Origin of the sequence: Pseudomonas syringae, assembly GCF_001698815.1 — a bacterium.
GTDB classification, from domain to species: domain Bacteria; phylum Pseudomonadota; class Gammaproteobacteria; order Pseudomonadales; family Pseudomonadaceae; genus Aquipseudomonas; species Aquipseudomonas syringae_A.
In genome coordinates this window covers 1-20,914 of sequence record NZ_LGSI01000073.1, presented here as the reverse complement: position 1 = coordinate 20,914, position 20,914 = coordinate 1, and the positions used below count along the sequence as shown (strand labels likewise).

Annotated in this window: 21 protein-coding genes; 8 read left to right on the top strand and 13 right to left on the bottom strand. The window is 59.4% G+C overall.

Annotated elements, in window-relative coordinates; all coding sequences use genetic code 11:
• Positions 1–211: 211 nt before the first annotated feature.
• Positions 212–616: a TraR/DksA family transcriptional regulator gene (locus AFK24_RS27480; protein ID WP_020291541.1), complete on the top strand. Its 405-nt coding sequence runs from the start codon at positions 212–214 to the stop codon at positions 614–616.
• Between the two features lie 36 nt (positions 617–652).
• On the opposite strand, the gene AFK24_RS27475 is transcribed toward AFK24_RS27480, so the two are convergent.
• On the bottom strand, positions 653–2,932 hold the full coding sequence (locus AFK24_RS27475) for an ATP-binding protein (protein WP_065836239.1): 2,280 nt from the start codon (positions 2,930–2,932) through the stop codon (positions 653–655).
• On the opposite strand from AFK24_RS27475, the gene AFK24_RS31285 reads away from it, so the two are divergent.
• The 3 genes from AFK24_RS31285 (at position 2,931) to AFK24_RS27460 (ending at position 6,594) form a co-directional block, all read left to right on the top strand.
• Complete coding sequence (locus AFK24_RS31285) at positions 2,931–3,170, top strand: hypothetical protein (RefSeq protein ID WP_065836238.1); 240 nt, start codon at positions 2,931–2,933, stop codon at positions 3,168–3,170. The two genes, AFK24_RS27475 and AFK24_RS31285, sit on opposite strands and share 2 nt — an antisense overlap.
• On the top strand, positions 3,128–4,828 hold the full coding sequence (locus AFK24_RS27465; RefSeq protein WP_430962186.1) for a methyl-accepting chemotaxis protein: 1,701 nt from the start codon (positions 3,128–3,130) through the stop codon (positions 4,826–4,828). The genes AFK24_RS31285 and AFK24_RS27465 overlap by 43 nt, the downstream gene beginning before the upstream one ends.
• Positions 4,829–5,121: 293 nt before the next feature.
• Positions 5,122–6,594, top strand: coding sequence for a T6SS phospholipase effector Tle1-like catalytic domain-containing protein (locus AFK24_RS27460; protein WP_065836236.1), 1,473 nt, complete (start codon positions 5,122–5,124; stop codon positions 6,592–6,594).
• A 155-nt stretch (positions 6,595–6,749) separates the two neighbouring features.
• On the opposite strand, the gene AFK24_RS27455 is transcribed toward AFK24_RS27460, so the two are convergent.
• The gene (locus tag AFK24_RS27455; protein WP_065836235.1) at positions 6,750–6,986 is read right to left on the bottom strand and encodes a DUF2789 domain-containing protein; all 237 of its coding nucleotides are present in this window, start codon (positions 6,984–6,986) and stop codon (positions 6,750–6,752) included.
• Positions 6,987–7,117: 131 nt separating this feature from the next.
• A complete protein-coding gene (locus AFK24_RS27450) occupies positions 7,118–7,348 on the bottom strand; it encodes a hypothetical protein (protein WP_065836234.1) in 231 nt (76 codons plus the stop codon).
• 489 nt (positions 7,349–7,837) lie between these two features.
• Between AFK24_RS27450 and AFK24_RS27445 the strand changes: the two genes are divergently transcribed.
• Complete coding sequence (locus tag AFK24_RS27445) at positions 7,838–8,305, top strand: hypothetical protein (protein ID WP_065836371.1); 468 nt, start codon at positions 7,838–7,840, stop codon at positions 8,303–8,305.
• A gap of 43 nt (positions 8,306–8,348) precedes the next feature.
• Here AFK24_RS27445 and AFK24_RS27440 read toward each other — a convergent pair whose 3' ends face one another.
• The 7 genes from AFK24_RS27440 to AFK24_RS27410 all read right to left on the bottom strand — a co-directional run bounded on the left by AFK24_RS27440 (position 8,349) and on the right by AFK24_RS27410 (position 15,518).
• Positions 8,349–8,723 (bottom strand): Na+/H+ antiporter subunit G, encoded by a 375-nt coding sequence (locus tag AFK24_RS27440; RefSeq protein ID WP_065836233.1) that lies wholly within the window; start codon positions 8,721–8,723, stop codon positions 8,349–8,351.
• Entirely contained in the window at positions 8,720–8,998 is a 279-nt protein-coding gene (locus AFK24_RS27435; RefSeq protein WP_065836232.1) for a K+/H+ antiporter subunit F, read from the bottom strand. Before AFK24_RS27435 ends, AFK24_RS27440 begins: the two co-directional genes overlap by 4 nt.
• Entirely contained in the window at positions 8,995–9,483 is a 489-nt protein-coding gene (locus AFK24_RS27430; RefSeq protein WP_065836231.1) for a Na+/H+ antiporter subunit E, read from the bottom strand. Before AFK24_RS27430 ends, AFK24_RS27435 begins: the two co-directional genes overlap by 4 nt.
• Complete coding sequence (locus AFK24_RS27425; RefSeq protein WP_065836230.1) at positions 9,480–11,165, bottom strand: monovalent cation/H+ antiporter subunit D; 1,686 nt, start codon at positions 11,163–11,165, stop codon at positions 9,480–9,482. The genes AFK24_RS27430 and AFK24_RS27425 overlap by 4 nt, the downstream gene beginning before the upstream one ends.
• Positions 11,162–11,506 carry a Na+/H+ antiporter subunit C gene (locus AFK24_RS27420; protein WP_020291552.1) on the bottom strand — a complete coding sequence of 115 codons (345 nt, stop codon included), beginning with the start codon at positions 11,504–11,506 and terminating at the stop codon, positions 11,162–11,164. The genes AFK24_RS27425 and AFK24_RS27420 overlap by 4 nt, the downstream gene beginning before the upstream one ends.
• Complete coding sequence (locus tag AFK24_RS27415) at positions 11,506–14,436, bottom strand: monovalent cation/H+ antiporter subunit A (RefSeq protein WP_065836229.1); 2,931 nt, start codon at positions 14,434–14,436, stop codon at positions 11,506–11,508. Before AFK24_RS27415 ends, AFK24_RS27420 begins: the two co-directional genes overlap by 1 nt.
• Before the next feature lie 158 nt (positions 14,437–14,594).
• A complete protein-coding gene (locus tag AFK24_RS27410; protein ID WP_065836370.1) occupies positions 14,595–15,518 on the bottom strand; it encodes a DMT family transporter in 924 nt (307 codons plus the stop codon).
• A gap of 98 nt (positions 15,519–15,616) precedes the next feature.
• Here AFK24_RS27410 and AFK24_RS27405 point away from each other — a divergent pair, with 98 nt between their 5' ends.
• On the top strand, positions 15,617–16,186 hold the full coding sequence (locus AFK24_RS27405; RefSeq protein ID WP_430962185.1) for a helix-turn-helix domain-containing protein: 570 nt from the start codon (positions 15,617–15,619) through the stop codon (positions 16,184–16,186).
• Positions 16,187–16,383: 197 nt separating this feature from the next.
• The gene (locus tag AFK24_RS27400) at positions 16,384–17,811 is read left to right on the top strand and encodes an FAD/NAD(P)-binding protein (protein WP_065836228.1); all 1,428 of its coding nucleotides are present in this window, start codon (positions 16,384–16,386) and stop codon (positions 17,809–17,811) included.
• Positions 17,812–18,549: 738 nt separating this feature from the next.
• Here the strand turns inward: AFK24_RS27400 and soxR are convergent.
• Positions 18,550–19,002 carry a redox-sensitive transcriptional activator SoxR gene (gene soxR / locus AFK24_RS27395; RefSeq protein WP_065836227.1) on the bottom strand — a complete coding sequence of 151 codons (453 nt, stop codon included), beginning with the start codon at positions 19,000–19,002 and terminating at the stop codon, positions 18,550–18,552.
• 94 nt (positions 19,003–19,096) lie between these two features.
• Between soxR and AFK24_RS27390 the strand changes: the two genes are divergently transcribed.
• Entirely contained in the window at positions 19,097–19,423 is a 327-nt protein-coding gene (locus AFK24_RS27390; protein ID WP_065836226.1) for an antibiotic biosynthesis monooxygenase, read from the top strand.
• 13 nt (positions 19,424–19,436) lie between these two features.
• Here AFK24_RS27390 and AFK24_RS27385 read toward each other — a convergent pair whose 3' ends face one another.
• Positions 19,437–20,537, bottom strand: a complete 1,101-nt coding sequence (locus AFK24_RS27385) for a sigma-54 interaction domain-containing protein (protein ID WP_065836225.1) — start codon at positions 20,535–20,537, stop codon at positions 19,437–19,439.
• Positions 20,538–20,542: 5 nt separating this feature from the next.
• On the bottom strand, positions 20,543–20,914 hold a 372-nt coding region (locus AFK24_RS27380), incomplete at its 5' end, for an LLM class flavin-dependent oxidoreductase (protein WP_139110585.1).

Here is a 20,914-nt window from a genome sequence, read left to right as displayed (position 1 = left end):
GACAGGCGTTACCGCCCGCATTTAACAAGTTGTTGCGGGACTTGTTACACCAATTCGCGTCAATTATGTTGCCGACTGCCCAAGCCGGCCTTAGACTGCCGCCCCTCGTAAATTGAGTGCCAGGTGGCGCTTGGAGACTATGGCGCTTTTACGGCAACGCTGAGCCGCTCCTTAATTCGCCTTAATGCACGTTTTTTTTATAGAGAAATCAATGACAAAGGAAAAGTTGCTGGCCATGCCGGCCGATGACTACATGAATGCCGAGCAGCACGCTTTCTTCGTCGAGCTGTTGCAGGGCATGAAGATCGAAATCCACGAGCGCATCGAGCAGAGCCGCATCGCTATCGAAAGCCTGGACACGCCTGCCGATCCTGCAGACGCCGCCTCGGTCGAGGAAGAGCGTCACTGGCTGGTGAACGTGATCGATCGTGATCAGCGCATGCTTCCACAGCTGGAAATGGCTTTGGCACGCATTGCCGATGACAGCTTTGGCTGGTGCGACGACAGCGGCGAGGCTATTGGCCTCAAACGCCTGCTGATCAGTCCGACCACCAAATACTGCATCGAAGCGCAAGAGCGTCACGAGCAGATCGACAAGCATCAGCGTCAAGCCTGACCACAACGGCGCCGAGAAGCCCTCAGGGTTTAGCCCTCAAGGCTTCTCGGTCGTTTGCGCCTGCCGGTAATCGAGCATCGCGTGAATCCGTCCAGTCAGATCAGCAAGAGTGAATGGCTTGGTCAGCATTTGCATGCCTTCCTCCAGAAATCCACTGGCGAGCGCCGCATTTTCTGCGTAGCCGGTCATTAGCAGAATCGGCAGAGTCGGACGCTTGACTCGTGCCGCGTCAGCCAGCTGTCGCCCGTTCAGTCCCGGCAGCCCGATATCACTGATCAGCAGATCCACAGTCTGTTCACTTTCCAGAATCGCCAGGCCGGACAGCCCGTCTGCGGCTTGCAGCGTCACACAGGCAAAATCCTGCAACACTTCCAGCACCAACTCCCGTACCGTCTGTTCGTCCTCCACCACCAGAACCGTAAATCCAGTGACCGTGGCTGAGCTCTCATCCGGCATTGGCGCGGTTTGCGGCGACTCGACCGGATCGTGGCGGGGCAGGTAAAGCCGCACTTCGGCGCCCTTTCCCTGCGTGGAATCGATGCGCACGTAGCCGCCGGACTGGCGGACGAAGCCATAGACCATGGACAGACCCAGACCGGTGCCCTGGCCTTGCGGCTTGGTGGTGTAGAACGGTTCGAAGGCATGGGCCAGTACATCGGGCGACATGCCAAAACCGGTGTCCCGGATACAGATGCAGACATAATCACCCGGCACCGCGTCGACCTGCCTGGCAATGGCGGTGCGGGTCAGGGTGACATTGCCGATGTCGATGGTCAGCTGACCGCCATCGGGCATGGCGTCGCGGGCATTGATCACCAGATTGAGCAGGGCGCTCTCCAGTTGATGCGGATCGCACAGGGTTTGCCACAGCTCGTCGTGGGCAAACAGATGCATGCGAATGTCTTCTTTCAGGGAACGTCGAAGGATGTCCTCCATCGACAGCATCAGTTGATTGACGTCCGTAGGGCGCGGGATCAACGGCTGGCGTCGGGAGAACGCCAGCAGCCGATGAGTGAGGGTCGCGGCACGATTGGCTGACTGGGTAGCGGCGTCGATATAGCGCTGGGTGTCGAAAACTTTACCGCTGCTGCTATGGCGGCTGATCATCTCCAGCGAACCGATGATGCCCGTCAGCAGATTATTGAAATCATGCGCAATGCCTCCGGTGAGTTGCCCCAGGGCTTCCATTTTCTGCGACTGGCGCAACGCTTCCTGGATGGCTTCACGCTCGCTGGCCTCTTTTTTGAGCTGCGCCAACGCCTCGCCGAGGGCCTGATTGCGTTGTTCGACTTCGGCGCTCAGCTGCTGATTGGCTTGGTGCAACAGCTCGGCGGCGGCCTGACGCATTTGCAGGGCATCGGCCAGTGCCTCGGCGCGACGGTGCTCGGCTTCGTACACATCGACACGGGTCAGGCTGGAGCCCACTTGCCCGGCGATCAGCTCGATGAAGCTCAAGTAATCCGGGTCATGGGGCCGATAGGGGTTCAGGCCAATCAGCATGAAGCCATTAAGGTGCAGCGGATCGGTGCTTTTGAGGGGAACCATGGCCATGACTGCGGGCGGCTGGTCCCAGGCGCCACAGGGCAGAATCGCAGCGACAGACGTCACGTCCAGCAGCGCCAGGCGGTCCGGCCGCTGCGCGCCAGAGGTGGTCCAGTGCGATTGTTCGAGCGTGGTCAACTGCTGGACGGCATCGCCATGGCGCTCGTCGAAACCGCTGCAGCCACTCAGCGTTGCCACGCCATGCTCATCAAGAACAAATGTCAGGCTGAACGGCAAGTCACGGGGCTGTTGCGAGAGGACGCTTTGCAGACTGGCGAAAATACCGCTTCGATCCCGGGTACCGGCCATCCCGCTGGCCACTGAGCGCAGCAGCGCCAGGCGGCGTTCATTGAGTACGCGGTCGGTGTCTTCGGTGACCGCGCAGAACAAGCCCTGGATTTTTCCCTGATCGCCGATCAGTGGACTGTAGGAGAAGCTGTGGTAGGTTTCCTCCGGGTATTCATGGCGCTGCAGAATCAGCAGCAGTGACTGATCCCAGGTCGCAACGCCTTGCTGATACACCGCCTCGATGCGCGGTTTGACTTCCAGCCAGATCTCCGGCCATAGCTCGCGCAGTGGCATCCCGAGCGCATGGGCATCCTTCTGTCCGAGAGTCGGGCGGTAGGCATCGTTATAGAAGAAATGTACTTGATCGCCCCAGCCCAGCCACATTTCGAACTTCGAAGTGAGCAGAATCTGCAGTGCCATCTTTAGCGACTGCGGCCAATGCTCTGCGGGACCCAATTCAGTCGCAGCCCAGTCATGAGCCCTCATGCGCTGCGCCATCGTGCTGTCGCCGATAAAAATGTCAGCCGAAACCAGGGTGGTTGCAGAACTCAAGACATGCCTCAACTTGATCAGAAAAATCGATGGACCGAGCGTGTCGCTTGCCGTTGCCCCGCTGTATGCAGATACGACCGGGCAGGAGCAGGAAGAGTTCTATCGCGGATTACTTACAACTAACGACTCATGGCGTGTGGCCGCTATCTGGCGTTTAATGCAGACAAAATAACGATAAGCACAAACGGGGTAAAGGCTATGGCCGCAAATGGATCCTTGACCGGCACGCCGCTGGATAACCAGCCAACCGAAACCCGATCGGCCCGGAAAGCCCGCTGGCTGGTGCCCGGCCTGCAAAGCATCGCGTTCGGCTTGTTATTGCTGGCGCTGGCGTTTGCCGGACTGTCCGTCTACGCGGCCTTGCCGCTGGCCCTGGTATTTATCTGGCTACCGCTGTTCTTTACTGGCACGCCATCTGCCGAACCGCCGTATGACGCGAACGCAGATATCACTCGCCTGACCCGAGACTTGTCCCGCACCACCAGCCATAACGCATTGTCGGCAGCTGGCGTGGCTTTTTCCGTCAGGCAACTGGCGGGCAAGGTTCAGTCGCAGTTGTCTGCTGCGGAAAAAATCGTCACCAGTGCCGACGTGATGATCGCCACGGAACACCAGACCGCGCAGCTCAGTCAGCAGGCCTTGAGCGCTTCGAGCGAGGCGCGGCAAAGCAGCGACGCGGGCCGCAGCGTGCTGGGCGAATCCATCACCCGCATGCACCTCCTCAGTAAACGCGCCATCAGCAGCCGGGAATTGATCGAGGCCTTGAGTCAGCGCAGTGAAGAGATTCAGCGCGTGACCCTGGTTATCCAGTCCATCGCCAGTCAGACCAATCTGTTGGCCCTGAATGCCGCCATCGAAGCCGCCCGCGCGGGCGAGCATGGACGCGGCTTTGCCGTGGTTGCCGATGAAGTGCGCGGCCTTGCCGGGCGTACCGCAACCGCGACGGAGGAAGTTGGCCAGATGGTGGCAGACATCCAGCAGCGCACCGGCCAGGTCGTCGAGCAGATACGTCAGTTATCCACCGATCTGGACAGCGGTGTGGAACAAGTCGAACTCACGGGGCGGCACCTGGAAAACATCGCGCGACTGACCGCCGGGGTTGAGCTGCAGGTCAGCGAAATCGCCTTGGGCGCGCAAACTAATCAAGAGCAGCTGGATGGCCTGTTCGTCGCCGTGCAACAGATGCGTAGCGACCTGGCCATCAGCGATGACCAGACCCGCAAACTGGCGGATGCCGCCGTGCAGATGGAGGGCCAGGCAGAAACCATCAGCGAGCGCCTGGCAGAAGTGGGTCTGGATGATTATCACCAGCGCATCTATGACCTGGCGAAGGAGGGCGCCAGTCAGATCGCGCTGAAGTTCGAACAGGATATCGATGAAGCCCGCGTCAGTCTCGATGACTTGTTCGATCGCAATTACCAACCTATTGCCAAAACCGCACCGGCGAAATTTCAGACCCGTTTCGATCGTTACACCGATCAGGTGCTACCCGCGATTCAGGAACCGCTGTTGACGCGGCACGACGGCCTGGTGTTTGCGATTGCCTGTACGCCTCAGGGCTACGTTCCCACCCACAACAATGCGTTCAATCAACCGCTGACCGGGGATATTGCCGTGGATACGGCGCGCAATCGCAGCAAGCGCAAATTTGACGACCGCACGGGAATCCGCTGTGGCAGTCATCAACAGGCGGTATTGCTGCAGACCTACACCCGTGACACGGGTGAGCTGATGCACGACTTGTCCGTTCCGATCATGGTCAAGGGGCGGCATTGGGGTGGTTTGCGCCTGGGCTACAAACCGGAGGGCTTGCCGCTGCGTCACTCCTGAGCGTTTGAGTTACGCTGCGTTGCCCGGCCGCGCGTCGACCGATTGGCAGGTTTCTCAATTCAACTTGCTCCGGTTCGTTTGATGTGATTAAAAACAGGTCGCCTGAATAGGCGGCTTTTTTTATGTCGGATTTATATCGTTAAGTTGTTTATCTTTGCCAATCCAGTGTGTGGGATAAGTCTGAGTTTGTTTGTAAGCCTTGACGGTCGAGTATCGCTGAGCAAGCTGATTGTATCAATGTTTGTCATTGGTTCATGCGGCTTGATTCAGTCGCGTTATAAACGGATGCTCCGATGATAAATACATGGAATGTAAACACATCGTCCGATACGCCCGGTACAGCTATGCTCAGTGTCACTGTCCGTATTGGAGTTTTCTTTGATGGAACAGGTAATAACAGGGTAAACAGCCAGATCGGCGCGGATTGTCGGGCGATGGTTGAAATAAACAACAAGGCGCATATTCGCGAATGTAAAGGGCGTCACGATGAGCCCGGCAGTAGTTACGCCAATGATTTGAGTAATATCGCCAGGCTAGCCGGGCTTTATCGCTTGCAGGCCAAAGCCATTAATAACGGCGCAGGCCTGAATGTCTATTGGCCGGTCTATATCAGCGGTGCGGGGACGATTTCCGGTGGGCGCGATTCTTTCTGGCCGGGACAGACATTCGGTCGCGGGCCGACCGGGGTCGTGGCAAAGGTCGCTCGCGCCATGCAAAAAATAGGCGAGCGGCTCAAGGGCTTTTCACGGGATAACCCCGACTGCGTTATCGGTGCGTTGGAATTCGATGTATTTGGCTTCAGTCGCGGCGCGGCAGCAGCCCGGCACTTCATCAACGAGGTACTCAAACAGGAAAAGGGCAGTCTTGAACCCGCGCTCAATCAGCGCAAGGTTCCGCTGAGCCCGGAATTCTCCTGGGGCAACGGCAGCGTTGGAATCAAGTTTGTCGGCTTGTTCGACACGGTGGCGGCCATCGGCGGCTTCAAGGATCTGGGCAATGTCAGGGACGCCAGCAATCGAAACGTCAATTTGTACCTGCCGCCGGGCTCTGTCGAACATGTCGTGCATCTGGTGGCGCGCGATGAGTTGCGGCGCAATTTCGCCCTCAATAGCGTCGCACCTCACTGGCAGCGGGAAATTCTGCTGCCGGGGGCGCATTCAGATATCGGTGGCGGTTATCACCCACAAATGCAGGAGCGAGTGCTACTGACTCGCCCGCGCTGGAGCGTGGTGGGGTGTGACACGCCGTCTGAGTTGACCGGCGCATGGCGCAAGGCGTACTGGGACCTGCAAGCACTGGACGCCAGCGAACTGGTCGATCCGCTGGACAGTGAGGCGTCGCTATCAGTGGTGTGCGAGCAGACGATGCTGATGAAGTCCTGCAACAAGCTCAACGTCAAGTCGGTGATGGCCGCAGTGTGCTTGCGGCGCAAGGTATTCGGGCATCTTTCCCTGGTGCATTTGCGCGTCATGCACGGGCTGGCCTGCGCCGAGGAGGTTCCGCTGGAGCCGATTCCGGTCAGCGATGCATTCAATCTGCCGCCGGAACTGCAACGCATTGCGCAAAAACTGACGGGCTATGCAAAAAACGGAATTTATACATTGGATAAACGAGAGGAACAGTTATTGCGCCGACGTTACATACATCGTTCGGCACATTGGGAGGCTGCCATTCGCGGCACCGGCCAACTGAACGAGGCGTTATTCGTGCATGCCCCGGCACGCGGAGGTCGGGTGCGGCATCCCAATGTCGAAATGCCGGGTTAAGGATCTGCAAACATCGTCTCGATCCTCGTCATACAACCATCTGAATTGGAACGTAGGACCGGCTTTAGCCGGGAGGAGGCCGGTACATTGGCAGCAGTTGTGCCGTAAGACCTTGCGCCCTCCCGGCTGAAGCCGGTCCTACGGGGCCGGCGTAGTTACGCGGGTGTATGCAGCAATACATTCAGCTCGTCGACGACAGGCGCCCAGTAAGCGTCCTCGCGTAATTCTTCCTTGAGGAACTGTGCCTGCTCCGGCGTCCAGAATTCAGCCTCGGACAGCTTCACGTCTTCGGGCAGCTGATGGGCTAGCACGAACGCATCGATACTCGCCTGGTCGGAATCCAGACCCAGTTGTTTGAAAAGTGTCGCCAGCGTCGGTGTGGTCAGTTCCATGTTATCTCCTCGGCGGGTACTAAACCCTGTTGGTCAGTGCTCTCTTGAGCCTTCGTCATGTATCAGAGTGCTGAAGCGGCGTAAGAGTTCGAACCGATGAACCGGCGAGTCCGGGCTGCTGCAGATGGCGGCTAAACGCTCAAGGCGCCTTGATCAACAGCAGTTTTCAACGCTTCTGCTGCTTCCCTGGCGGCGATGGCGGCAACCTCGGCAGTCTTGAACCAACGGTCTTTTTCAACCTGATGCCAGGTAATCGCCTGCTTGCCTTCTTTTGCCCGCATGACAATGACGGCCTGAAACTCACCTTCTATTTCTCTGGACTCACCCCAGATAAAGAACTCGCCAATATCAAATTCAGTCACTTATTACCTTCCCATGGATGACGAGCCGCTTGCGACCAAGGTGAATGGACGCAAGGTCTGATTTTTTTTGATTTGCGCGAGTATGGCAGTTGTTGGCCTGTACAGGCGTCTTTAAGTAGTGGCAATGACGAATGACCGGTTGCGGATTGAGATTGAAAAGTAGGATTTGTCTTCGCGGGATGGGTTATTTCGGTCTTGATCGCGTCGGAAACCGCCCATGATGCTGTTGCAAGTGAAAGGGATATATCCCGCAGGCATCCGGAGCCGGTAGAATCCCCTTCGTGCCAGCGCTGAAAGCGCGTCGGTATTGTCGATTTCCTTCTGCCCCGTAGCGCCAGCGATGGCTTCCTTGCGTCACACCGTGGCCGCGAATGCCTCAACGCCAGGCAAAGGACTTGCCCGCTCAATGCGGTAGAAAGGAAAAGAAGTACTTTTTTGATCGCCCGATTCTGCTCGGGCGGGATCATTTTCATGTTGGGGGTTTACACATTGGCAGTAACTAGTCTGGATACGCACGCTCTATTCGTACTGGGTGACCTACGCGCAAAGTTGGTCAAGCAGTTCCAATCTCGATTTGTGTATGTCACCGAGCAATCCGCTGAAGGGATTTACATTGCCGAGATCGATACCGAGAGCGCTCTGGTGGTGGATGACAAACCCCGCCTGGAACTCAAGGTCGGCGATCATTTCCGTGCCGCAGTATTGCCCAGTCGCGAAGGCGGCAAGTTTGAACTGAAGTTCCGTGACATCAAGTTGACCGTCTACGGTCTGGGCGAATATGCCTACGTGGATATCCCCGAAGGCCATGGCATCGTGTTCAAGGAAGGCCATGGTGTGATGATGGTTTTCGCCGCCAACGATCAGCTGCAGGGCGCGCTCACCAAGACTCTGAAAGCCGCAGTCGCCAAGGCCGCCAAATGGCGCAAGGGCGAACTGGTTTTCAAGGCCAGCGAGTAAATCGCTGAAGGGCTGGAAAACCGGCGGCCGCTTCGATGGCCGCTCAGCTACCGCCCGAATCCCCTGACTGACCGCTGCTGACTTCCGGTGGTACATCTTCCTTCGCCATGCGCTTGCGGAACAGTGCCGTGCGCGCCAGCAGCAGGGTCGTCACCGGCACCGTGATTGCCAGCAGTACCGGAATCAGCCAGGCATGGATCACCGGCCCGGACTTTAGCGCCGAAAAATAGACGATCGAGGCCAGCGCCACGCACCAGGCGCCCAGCGTCGATGCCAGCGCGGGCGGGTGCATGCGCTGGAAAAAATCCTTCATGCGCAGCAACCCAAGTGCGCCGGTCAGCGCAAACAGGCTGCTGACGATCAACAACACGGCGGTCAGAACTTCGACCCAAAACGGTAGAACCACAGGGGAATTCATTCGATCACCTCGCCGCGCAGCAGGAATTTGGCCAGGGCGAACGAACCGACAAAGCCGAACAGGGCAATCAACAGCGCTGCTTCGAAATAGGTGTCGCTGGCGTAGCGGATGCCAAGCACCAGCATCATCAACATGGCGATGATGTACAGATAGTCCAGGGCCAGAACCCGATCCTGCGCCGACGGGCCTTTGAACAGGCGAACCAGCGTCAGGACCATGGCCAGCGCAAAGATCAGCAGACTGGCCAGAATGGCATTGCCGAGCAAGGCACTCATTGGAAAATCTCCATCAACGGGCGCTCGTAAGCGGTCTTGAAATGCTCGATGAAGCGGGCTTCATCGTCCAGGTCGAAAACGTGCATCAGCAACACGCTGCGGTCCAGCGCCAACTCGGACCACACGGTGCCGGGAACCACGGTGGTGATCATCGACAACGCAGCCAGCCCGTTGGCGTCGCGCAGGTCCAGCGGCACCTTGACGAAGGCGGAACGCGGCGGCCTGCGCTTGGCGTTCCAGACCGTCCAGCCCACCTGGACGTTGGAAACCAGCACATCACGACCCACCAGAAAAAACAGCTTGAGGATTGTGCCTGGCTTGCGAATCCGCACGGGTAGCGGGCGCAGCGGGGCCATCAACAGCGGGGCAAGCACGCCGAACAGAATCGCCAACAACAAATTGCCCGGGCTGATCGACAGGTTCAGGACCAGCCACAACACGGCCAATACCACAGAAAACAGCGGAGCCGGAAACAGGCGCTTCATGGTTGCACCGCCGATATTGCCGAGTCACTGACCGGGCCCGGCAGCGGGCGAGTAGCCATGACCGACTGGATATATTGCTTGGGCTCATGCAGCGCCGCAGCGGTGTCCTGGGTGTAGCGCAGCAGCGGCTCAGCCTGGAACGTCAGGGCAACGCAGAGGCCCAGCAAAATCACGATAGGCAAACATTCGAAGCGCCGCAGCAGCGGTGCCGGTTGCTCTTTTGGCGTCCAGAAGCGCTGGATACCGATCCGGGAAAACGCCAGCAACGAGGCCAGCCCAGAGAAAATCAGCAGGCCAGTGAACACCCAGGTGCGCGTGGCAATCGCTTCGTTCTGGGCAACATCGAGCCCGAACGGATTGAGCAGGGCGCTGAGCAGTGCCAGCTTGCCGATGAAGCCTGACAGCGGCGGCATGCCGATAATCAGCAGCGCCGAAACGATGAAACTCAAACCCAGAAACGCCACGGTCATCGGGATAACCTGACCGACCACGGCTTTTTGCTGGTCATCCAGATTGGTGCCTGGCGGCGGATGCAGGGATTCCATGGTTCGCGGCAACTGGTCGGCGTCGTCGTCCAGCGGGATTTCATTGGCTGAGCGGGAGCGCTCGATCAATTCGGCTAGCAGGAATAGCGCGCTCAAGGCCAGGGTCGAGCTGACCAGATAGAACAGCGCCCCGGCGGTCAGACTTGGTTGGGCGAAGCCGATGGCCGCCAGCAGAATGCCCGCCGACACCAGAATGCTCAGACCGGCCATACGCTCCAGGCGCTGGGCAGCAATGATCGATACGGCGGCGGTGAAAATCGTCGCCATGCCGCCGTAGATCAGCCAGTCGCCGCCGAACAAGGCCGAGGCTCCGGCCTGTCCGGAAAACAGCAGGGTCCACAAGCGCAGCAAGGTATAGATGCCGACCTTGGTCATGATCGCGAACATCGCTGCGACCGGTGCGCTGGCCGCCGAGTAGGCCGGAACCAGCCAGAAATTGAGCGGCCACATGCCCGCCTTGGCCAGAAACGCCACCGCAAGAATCGCCGCGCCAGCGTGCAGTAACCCAAGGTCCGCTTCCGGAACCTGCGGGATTTTCATGGCCAGGTCAGCCATGTTCAGCGTCCCGGTCACGCCGTAAATCAATGCGGCACCAATCAGGAACAACGACGACGCCAGCAGGTTGATTGCGATGTAATGCAGGCCGGCCGAGACCCGCGCCCGTCCTGAACCATGCAACATCAGGCCGTAGGACGCTGCGAGCAAGACCTCGAAGAATACGAACAGGTTGAAGAGGTCCGCCGTCAGAAACGCACCATACAGACCCATCAGCTGAATCTGGAACAGCGCGTGGAAGCTGGCACCGGCTCGATCCCAGCGCGCCAGGGCGAACAGCAGGGCGCAGACACCCACGATGCCGGTCAGCACCAGCATCAGCGCCGACAGATGGTCCACCACCAGAACTATGCCAAATGGCACTTCCCAGTTGCCCGGCAGGTACACGCCGATCGAGCCGGTGGTGCCGCTTTTCTGGACCCAGATGAACAGCGCGATGGAGATGCCCAGGCCTAGCACGCTGGAAAACAGATTGATTCGGCCTTTGAGCGGACGGTGCTTTTCGCCGAGCCAGAGCATGATCGCCGCCGTCAGCAACGGCAGCAGGATCGGCGCGACGATCAGTTGATTCATCCACGTCATTCTTTAGGCTCCCGGCCGTCCACATGGTCGGTGCCGGTCAAGCCGCGCGACGCCAGCAGCAGCACCAGAAACAACGCGGTCATGGCGAAGCTGATGACGATGGCCGTCAACACCAACGCCTGCGGCAATGGATCGGTGTAGTGCAGCAAGTCTTGCGGCACGCCGTCCTTGATGATCGGCTCACGGCCGATAAACAAGCTGCCCATACTGAAAATGAACAGATTGACGCCATACGACAGCAAGCACAGGCCCATCACCACCTGAAAGGTTCGGGGGCGCAGGATTAACCAGACGCCGGAGGCCACGAGAACGCCGATGGCAATTGCGATGACTTCTTCCATCAGACGGTTCCTTGTTCAGCGACGGGGGTGGGCACGGGTTTGGGCAGCGACGTCGGGCGATGGCTACGCACTGATTGGTGCGCCAGTGCAGTGAGAATCAGCAAGGTCGAGCCCACCACGACGGCGTACACCCCGATGTCGAAAAACAGCGCGCTGGCCACGTGAATATCGCCCAGCCACGGCAGATTCAGGTGCGCGGTGTGGGTGGTCATGAACGGGTAACCCAGCAGCATCGAGCCCAGGCCAGTCATGATCGCAAACAGGAAGCCCGTGCCCATCCAGCGCAACGGCCGCAGGCGCATCTGCGCTTCGACCCACTGCGTTCCGGCAACCATGTATTGCAGGATAAACGCCACCGACATCACCAGCCCGGCAACAAAACCGCCGCCCGGTTGATTGTGTCCGCGCATGAACAGATACATGGACACCACGAAAGCAATTGGCAGCAGCAGACGCACCAGCACGGCGGGCACCATCATGAAACCCAGCGCGGTATCGCTGGCGCTGCGCGGGTTGACCAGATCGGTGACCACATCCCGGGCCAACTGACGCTGTTGGGCAGGTAAGGGAATGCTTTCTTTCGGCGGGCGGAAGCGGCGCAGCAGGGCAAACACGGTCAGCGCCACGGCGGCCAGCACGGTGATTTCACCGAAGGTATCGAAACCACGGAAATCCACCAGCATCACGTTGACCACGTTGCTGCCGCCGCCTTCCGGAATCGCCCGACTGAGGTAGAACGAGGAAATCACATTCGGCGTGGCGCGGGTCAGCATGGCGTAGGACAACAGCGCCATGCCGCCGCCGACCATTGTCGAGAGAATCAGGTCGCGAACGCGACGCGCTCTGGCTCGCGTGCGAGTACTGACCAGCGGCGCCACATCCTCGTTACGGCGTGGCAGCCAGCGCAGGCCGAGCAGAATCAGCACCGAGGTGACCACTTCCACCACCAGTTGGGTCAGGGCCAGATCCGGTGCAGAGAACCAGACAAAGGTAATACAGGTCATCAAGCCGCAGACGCTGACCATGATCACCGCGGCCAGGCGGTGATATTTACCCTGCCATGCAGCGCCGAGTGCGCAGGCGATTGCGATCAGCCATAACGTGACGAACACCCCGGAGCCAGGGATTTTCGGTCGATCACCCCAGGTCAGGCCGCTGAAATACATCGGTATGAAGCCACCGACCAACGCCGCCAATACCAACAGGAATAGCTGCGGTTGCAGGCGACGGGTGCTGATCTGCCGCTCGAAGCGCCGTGCCCAGCGGGTCAGTATGACCAGCGAACGCTCGAACAGGCGCTTGCCATTAAGGCGATTGACCAGCGGCGGGCCGGCGAAGCGGTGCTGCTTGAATGAGGGGCGCAACAGCAGATACAAGGCGATGCCGCCGACCATGGCGATCAGGCTCATGATCATCGGTGCGTTCCAGCCATGCCAGATCGCCAGGCTGTATTCAGGCAGCGTGCCGCCCACTACCGGTTGGGCAGCTGCCGCCAGCAATGGGCCGACAGAATGCGTGGGGAAGATCCCGACAATCAGGCAGGCCAGAACCAGAAACTCGACCGGCGCCCGCATCCAGCGCGGTGGCTCATGGGGCGTATGCGGCAGATCGGTGGCCTTGGGACCGAAAAATACATCCACGGTAAAGCGCAGGGAGTACGCCACACTGAACACACCCGCGATGGTCGCGATTATCGGCAGCGCCATCTCGACCCAGGCGGAAGAGGAAATGAACACCGTTTCGGCGAAGAACATTTCCTTGGACAGAAAGCCGTTGAGCAGCGGAACCCCGGCCATGGACGCACTGGCGACCATGGCCAGCGTCGCGGTGTAGGGAATCAAGGTGATCAGGCCGCTGAGCTTACGTATATCCCGCGTACCACTTTCGTGGTCGATGATGCCCGCCGCCATGAACAACGAGGCTTTGAACGTGGCGTGGTTGAGAATGTGGAACACCGCCGCCACCGCCGCCAGTGGACTGTTGAGGCCCAGCAGCAAGGTGATCAGGCCCAGGTGACTGATGGTCGAATAGGCGAGCAAACCCTTGAGATCGTTCTGGAAGATCGCCGAATACGCGCCGAGAATCAGCGTGCAGGCGCCTGCACCACTGACGATCCAGAACCATTGCTCGCTACCGGACAACGCCGGCCAGAACCGCGCCAGCAGGAAGACCCCGGCCTTGACCATGGTTGCCGAATGCAGATACGCGGAAACCGGCGTCGGCGCTGCCATGGCATGGGGCAGCCAGAAGTGAAACGGAAATTGCGCGCTCTTGCTCAAGGCGCCAATCAGAATCAGCGTCAGCAGTACGGGATACAGCGCATGGGCGCGAATCATTTCGCCGGAGGCCAGCACCCGGTCCAGGTCGTAGCTGCCCACCACATGACCGAGCAGTATCATGCCGACCAGCAACGCCAGGCCGCCGGCGCCGGTGACCATCAGTGCCATATAAGCGCCGCGACGTGCGTCGGCGCGGTGGTGCCAGTAACCGATCAGCAAGAATGAGAAAACGCTGGTCAGTTCCCAGAAAAACACGATCTGAATCAGGTTGCCCGACATCACCAGACCGAGCATGGCGCCCATGAATGCCAGGAAAAACGCGAAGAAGCGCGGCACCGGATCATCCGGCGACATGTAGTAACGGGCATACAGGGAAACCAGCGTACCGATGCCCAGCACCAGCATCGAGAATAGCCATGCGAAGCCGTCCATGCGCAGGGCGAAATTCAGGCCCAGGCTCGGCAGCCAGAAGAATTCTTCGCGAATCACGCCGCCATCAACGATTTGCGGGTACCACAAGGCCACCTGAATTGCGCCGGTCAGTGCAACCACTCCGGCAAGAATAGATTCAGCATTGCGGGCGTTGTGCGGCAAAAGTGCCGCCAGACAGCTGCCAATAAACGGCAGAAGCAGTAGAACTATCAGGGACATAGGCTTCTAATCTGCGGGGAAATGTCAAGGATCATACGTGCTGGCCCCGGCATCACCAACCGCCAAGGTGTCGCAGAATCCTACAAGATTTGTAGGCTGCAACTCATTGCGGCGAACAAATTAAACATTTTCGCAAGTCGAGAAGGCAGATAATTACATCAATCTGCTTCGTTCAGACGTTCCTCTTCAGGTTGCTGCTGGGTGGCTGGTTTGCCACGGCCTTTCATTTCGCTGACGATCACGCCGGCGACGATCAATGCCGCGCCGAGCAAGGCGATGCCTGGCAAACGCTCACCGGCCAGGCGGCCGAAGATGCCGGCCCAGACCGGTTCGCCCGCATAAATCACCGTAGCGCGGGTTGGCGAGACGGTGCGTTGCGCCCAGTTCATCGCCACTTGAATCACTGCACTCATCGCGCCCAGGCCTATGGCGCTGATCACCAGCAGCCAGGAGAAATCCGGCAGGCGTTCACCCGTGGGCACCACCATCAGAAACGACAGCAGCGACGCGGTAGCCAGTTGCACCACGGTGACCCGGCGTACATCGACCTTGCCGCCGTATGCGCTGATCAGAATAATCTCGGCCGCGATGGCGATGGCGCTCACCACCGTGGCGATCTCCCCGGAGCTGAACTGCAACGACGCACCGTCGGGGCCTGACAGCAGCATCAGACCGGCAAACGCCAGGGCGATGCCGATGCTGGGCATCAATCCCGGTCGCCGCCCGAGTACCAGCCACTGCAACAGCGGTACGAATGGCACGTACAGCGCCGTGATGAATGCGGATTGACTGCTGGGAATGGTCTGCAGGCCCATGGTCTGCAAGCCGTAACCGAGCATGATCGCCGCACCGATGGCGACGCCCGCCTTGAGTTCGATCAGGGTCAGCTCGCGCATGACATTCAATGAGAACGACGCGACGATCAAGGCGGCGGCAGCAAAGCGCAGGCCGACGAAAAACATCGGTCCACTGACGGTCATGGCATGTTGCACGAGCAGGAATGTCCCGCCCCAGATCAAGGTGATCAGCACCAATACCATTTCCGCTTTGCTGAATCGGGGCTTCATCAGGGTAGACTTCATGCTTTCACCGGGCTTGATCGCCTTGCGTATCGCAAAGGCACAACGCATCATGCGTCAAAAGGTGCGCAGTATACTGCGCAATCAGGTCAAGAGAGCAAATGATAGTGAATGACGACCATTCCCAACGCGCACCCGTGCTGCAACACGTCAGTCAAAATGTGCGCCGCCTGCGTAATGCGCTGGACTTCAGCCAGACCGCGCTGGCGGAAAAATCCGGGGTCAGTCGGCGCATGTTGGTGGCGATTGAAGCGGGGGAGAAAAACGTCAGCCTCGCAACGCTGGACCGGGTCGCCGAAGCGCTGGATGTTGCTTTCAGTGATCTGATTCAGGCGCCGGAAGGACGTGATCCCAGCCGCATCAACGAAGTTGCCTGGGCAGGTTCGATCCCTGGCAGTCGTGCGGTGCTGCTGGCCAAAGCCACCGCCCGGCGCGAAGTGGAACTGTGGGAATTCTCTCTGGAACCCGGCGAAGTCTATGAGTCTGAAGCGGACCCGGATGGCTGGAGCGAGCAGGTGTATGTCGTGCATGGCCACTTGACCATCAATCTGACCGACGAGGTGCGGCAAGTCGGCCCGGGTGAGTTCTTCATGTTTGCCAGCAACCAGGTCCACAGCTATCGAAATGAAGGCGAGGTTACCGTGCGCTTTGTGCGCAACGTCGTGCTGTAGCGCTAACTACAACAACTGTTTGCCCCGCTACAGCAGATCAACAGTTTGTGTACCAATGACTACTTTGCAAATCCCGACGCGAGGTTATTCTTGCGTTGATAGCGGCGTTCAACTCATTTCCAGGGGCGGGCACGGCCTGTGCACTGTCATCTGGATCGACGCCAGCCCGAGCGCGGCCCTTCAAAGGTAAAACCCCAATGATCTCCCCGATTCAGCAAACCGTTGACCTTTCTCGCAGTGCCGACATTCTGGTGGTCGGCGGCGGCTTGAGCGGCAGCATGCTCGCCGTGCAACTGCTGCGCCTGCCAGGTACGCGACGCATCCTGATTGTCGAACCACGGGAAGAGTTGGGCCGAGGCGAAGCCTACAGCGCCACGGAACTGGGCCATACGCTCAACGGCAATGCGGCGCGGATGAGCGTCGATCCCGACAATGCCGATGACCTGACTCAATGGCTGACAGATTTTATCGCTGGTGGTGGTTGGCCTGAATCCGATCAGCAGCACGTGCCGATTGCCGAGTTGTTCCCGCCGCGGGGCATTTTTGGCCTGTATGTGCAGCAGCGTCTGGCGCAAGCCCGTGCGCTTGGGGCAAGCCGGGGTTCGGCGGCCGAGCATGTGCGCGGTGAAGTGGTGGATCTGCAAGTCAGTGAAACCGGAGTGACAATCAGCCTCGCCGACGGTCAGCAACTCTCTGGTCAACATGCCGTGCTGGCGACCGGCATGTATGCCGCTGCGCGCACCCCGCAACGTCAGTCCAGCGGGCTCAACGCAGCGGCCGTCGACCCTTGGGATGTCAGCGCCATGCGCCAGCTCGATCCTCAATCGCGGGTATTGATCATCGGTTCGGGTCTGACCATGGTCGATGCGGTGGTGTCGTTGCAGCAGGCCGGCCATCGCGGCCCTATTGAAATATTCTCGCGCCACGGGCTGCTGCCCCATGTGCGTCGGCAACCGACGACCTGGGTGGACTTTCTCGCCGAAGACCACCGCATTCGCAGTACTCGACAGTTGGTGCGCGCGTTACGTGAACAGTGTGAGCTGGCTATAGAAAATGGTATCGACTGGCAAGCGCCGCTGGACACAGTGCGAGCCAACATCGGACGGCTTTGGAATCAGGCTACCGACGTGCAGCGTCGCCAATTCGTACGACATGTGCGGCCATGGTGGGAAAGCCATCATCACCGTTCGCCACCGCCCAGCGCCGCATTGCTTAGCCAATTGATCAACCAGGGGCGCGTGACCATCCAGGCCGCTTCGTTGCAAGGCTTTGAAACGCTGCCTTCGGGTCAGCTGCAGATTCGCATTCGTCGGCGCGGTGAACAGGAGGCGTCGCTGGTGACGGGGGATGCGCTGATTAACTCAACGGGCATTGAATACGACTGGCGCCGGGTCGACCGCCCGCTGCCCCGACAGTTGCTGGCGCGCGGGCTGATTCAGCCGGGGCCGCTGGCATTGGGCATCGCTGCGGACCTGGGTGGCGCGGTGCTCGATGCGCAAGGGCAAATATCCTCGCGACTGTTCGCCATGGGCCCGCCATTGCGCGGTATGTGGTGGGAAAGCACCGCAGTCACCGACGTCGCCCTGCAAGCCAAAGCCCTGGCAGCGCGGCTGGCGGGGTTTTAACGTGCGGACGAATATCGCTCTGTAGATACTCTGTTGCAAGGTATTGGAGCCTAGGAGTAGCACGACCCTTTTGGACGAATCGATTTGCGAAGGGTCGGTACATCCGAAATAGATTTAGCGCCTGAAACATTGATTCGCGGACAAGTCCGCTCCCACAGGGGTTCTGCGGTGTTCAGTGAACCGGATTTATCCCGGTTCTGTTGGAGCGAGGCTTGCCCGCGAATGGGTCTATCGGCCGACATTTTCGCTGGCTAAGTTGACGCCTTCGCGGGCAAGCCTCGCTCCAACGAAACCGAGACTTCAGCTTTTGATTTTCGCTTTTCCGTGCCGCGATTTGGCAGACACCGCCAAACGCGCGTCGGGAGGCTGAGCGTAGGTGTCGTGGTGGGGTGCGCTCGGCATGGATGCCGAGCGAGCGCCGTTGGGCCAAGGATGGCCCGTCGGCGCGTCGCCCCACCACGGCACCGGAGCGAAGGAACCGCCGCGAAGCGGGGGCCGGACGTCAGCGCAGAATGGTTTCCCCCCTTTGCCGAAACAAAGGGGGTCGACCGTCAGGGCGAAACCTGATTAAGCCGAGCCGCAAATACTGTTGGTGCCACTCGATTCAAAGCGCGGCGCCAAAACAAATGATGCCTGACTGATTCGCGCTGGCAACATACAAGGAGCGAACTTGTTCGCGAGACGATATTTACCGGGACGCAGGATTAACGCTTCGCCAACAAGTTGGCTCCCTCAGGTTTAAAGCAACTGCGGCCCCGATCCTTGTTCGCCCAGCTTATCCCCCCAGTTGCGCAGCGGGCAGGCGTCCATCGACAGGCAACCGCAACCAATGCACCCGGTGAGCTGGTCGCGTAACGCGGTGAGTCGATTGATCCGGTCATCCAGTTCGGCTTTCCACTGAGCGGACAGCTTTTGCCAGTCGGCGGCAGTGGGTGTGCGGCCTTCGGGCAAGGTTTGCAAGGCCGCGTGGATGCTGGCCAACGGCAGCCCCAAACGCTGGGCCACCTTGATCAACGCCACGCGCCGCAGCATTTCCCGGGGATAACGCCGCTGGTTGCCGGCATTGCGCTGACTGCTGATCAGGCCTTTGCTTTCGTAAAAGTGCAACGCCGTCACGGCCACGCCGCTGCGGGTCGCCAGTTGGCCGACGGTCAGTTGTCGATTAGGTTTTTTTTGCTCGGCATCGTTCATTGCGATTTGCTGCTTGACCTCTAGTTAGCTAGAGGTTTTACCCTTCGAGGCCTGAGTTCGCAACCGACCCTGGTCAAGACAGTGGAGAAATGACATGACGCAACCTGTGAGTTACCGCCTGGTCAATCAGCTCATCGAGTTCACCACCGACCCGCGCCAGCAGGCGGCATTGGTCACGGCGCTGCTCGATCAGGTCGAGCGTTTCACCTGCACCTATCCGGGCTTTATCAGCGCAACGGTGCAGGCCAGCGACGACGGGCGGCGCGTGCTCAATCAGGTGTTGTGGCAATCAAGGACGGCCAGTGAAGAAGCCTTGCGCAACGCCGAGCAGGACTTCACGGCGTTCCTGCGCGAACACCGTGTCAGCGCAGTCAACTTCAACGCTTATCAAGTGCTGGGCGGTGTCACCCCGACGCGCTAGGCCAGGGCGCAGGTCAGACCGAGAGCTGCATCAAACGATCACCTTGCAGGTTTTCACCGGGGCGGCGTTTGTTAACGGCCAATTCGCCGATATTGATCAGGCGCGTGCGGGTGACGTTGCGGCTCAGGCCCAGCAATGCGGCGGTGTGCACCTGATTGCAGTGGCTGAAACGATAGGCGGCGCGCAGTAACGCGTCCTCGACTTTTTCATGCAGCGCGCCGGCCTGTTCTTCGAACAGCTTCTGGAACGCCCGGTTCAGCAGGGCTTCAGCCGAGTCGTCAATGGCAGCTGAGTCTTCCTGACGTTCGATACGCAGATTGGACAAGCGCAGGTCGTCACGCTGAATCACGCCATCGCGACACACCAGCAAGGTGTGATGGATGACGTTTTCCAGTTCACGAATGTTGCCTGGCCAGCTGTAGCTTTTGAGTTTTTGCTCGGCTTCGCTGCTCAAACGAATTGAACCGTAGCCAAGGCGTCGGCTGTAAGCCTCGATGAAATGCCGGGTCAGCGGCAGGATGTCGCCGGGACGTTCGCGCAGCGGTTGCAGTTCCAGATTGACTACATCCAGCCGGTAATACAGATCCTCGCGGAAATGTCCGGCGTTGATGGCCTTTTCCAGCTGCACATTAGTCGCCGCCAGCACCCGGACGTTGATCGGGATGCTTTTGCGCGAACCCAGACGCACCACTTCGCGTTCTTGCAGCACGCGCAGCAACTTGACCTGGATCGGCATCGGCAAATCGCCGATCTCATCGAGGAACAAGGTGCCGCCGTTGGCTTCTTCGAACCAGCCCGCCTTGGCACCGAGGGCGCCGGTGAAGGCACCTTTTTCATGGCCGAACAGTTCGGCCTCTACCAGCGATTCGGAAAAAGCCCCGCAATTCACCGCAACGAAAGGCTGATTACGCCGCTCGCTCAGATTGTGGATATGCCGCGCCACTAATTCCTTACCGGTGCCGGTTTCGCCAATGATCAGGACGCTGGCATCACTCGGCGCCACCTGCTGCAAATGTGCCAGCAGGGCTTTGGATTTTGGGTCTTCGAACACCTGCGCGGTGGCACGAATCGAGGTGGCCAGCGCCGGGTTGGGCGGCAACGTCAGTAACTGCATAGGGTTCACTTCTGCGGCGGCAGATCGTTGGCGATCATTTCGCCGAACGGTCCGGTCAGGTTAGTGATGCCGCGTCCGGCCAGGCTGCGATACGGTTCCGGCAGCAGCGGGAAAACCAGTTCGGCGAAGCGATAGGCTTCTTCCAGATGCGGGTAACCGGAGAAGATGAAACTCTCGATGCCCAGGTCGGCGTATTCCTTGATGCGCTCAGCGACTTCCTGAGGGTTGCCCACCAACGCCGTGCCGGCACCGCCACGCACCAGGCCGACGCCAGCCCACAGGTTGGGGGCGATTTCCAGATTGTCGCGACGGCCGTCGTGCAAGGCCGCTATACGCCGTTGGCCCTCGGAATCAAAGCGCGAAAAGGACTTCTGCGC